Raw genomic sequence first — 1,128 nt, 5'->3', positions numbered from 1 at the left:
CCTAGTGTGGCGTGTCGTTAGTTACTGAATGGTTGGTTTCTGGGACCATGTCGTATGGCGAATCGTCCTGCTCCTGCATTGGCGCTGCGAGATGGTGATCGTGATGAGTTGGTCCGGTTGACTCGCTCGACGGCGGTGCGTGCTGGGCTGGCTCTGCGCGCGCGGATTGTGCTGGCGGCTGCGCGCGGGGAAGCTAACGAGCACATCGCCCAGAGCGTGGGTGTGTCGAAGGTGACGGTGCTGAAGTGGCGCTCGCGATACAGCCGTCATGGTTTGGCGGGGCTGGCCGATGAGGCCCGCAGCGGACGTCCACGGATTGTCGATCATCGCGAGGTGGTGGCCGCAACGCTGCGCCCGCCGCCGAAGAAGTACGGGGTGACGCACTGGTCGAGCCGGCTGCTGGGCCGGCATCTGGGGATCGGGAACAAGACGGTGGCCACGGCGTGGCGCGAGTACGGGGTCCAGCCCTGGCGGGTGGAGACGTTCAAGTTCTCCACCGACCCCGAGCTTGTCGCGAAGGTCACCGACGTGGTCGGCCTGTACCTGGCGCCGCCTCAGAACGCGATCGTGCTGTGCGTCGATGAGAAGTCGCAGATCCAGGCGCTGGACCGTACCGCGCCGATGCTGCCAATGCAGCCCGGACTGCCCGAGCGCCGAACGCACGACTACAAGCGTCACGGCACCTCGACCCTGTTCGCGGCGTTGGAGATCGCCACCGGCAAGGTCACCGCGGCGTGCAAGCCGCGTCACCGACATCAGGAGTTCCTCGCGTTTCTCAAGCAGGTCGCCCGCGCCTACCCCGACGTGGCGCTGCACCTGGTGATGGACAACTACGCCGCCCACAAACGGATAGAGATCCGCGACTGGCTGGCCGCGAACCCACGTGTGCACGTGCATTTCACCCCGACTTCCGGGTCGTGGCTGAACCTGGTCGAGGTCTGGTTCGGCATCATCGAGCGCCAAGCCATCCACCGCGGCTCCTTCGGCTCCGTAAAGGACCTCAACGCCAAAATCCGCGCCTTCATCGACGGCTGGAACGACCGCTGCCACCCCTTCGTCTGGACCAAGACCGCAGACGAGATCCTCAAAAAAGCCAACCGTCAGCCAACTTCAAACACGGATCACTAG

1 protein-coding gene is annotated in these 1,128 nt (G+C 64.6%); it reads left to right on the top strand.

All coding sequences use genetic code 11. The features are described 5' to 3' along the window. Positions 1 to 54: 54 nt before the first annotated feature. Positions 55 to 1,128 (top strand): IS630 family transposase, encoded by a 1,074-nt coding sequence (locus G1H10_RS32070; protein WP_246220212.1) that lies wholly within the window; start codon positions 55 to 57, stop codon positions 1,126 to 1,128.

It is taken from the genome of Phytoactinopolyspora halotolerans (assembly GCF_010550675.1).
Lineage (GTDB): Bacteria > Actinomycetota > Actinomycetes > Jiangellales > Jiangellaceae > Phytoactinopolyspora > Phytoactinopolyspora halotolerans.
The sequence above is the reverse complement of the archived record's forward strand: the minus strand, read 5'-3'. Positions and strand labels throughout refer to the sequence as shown.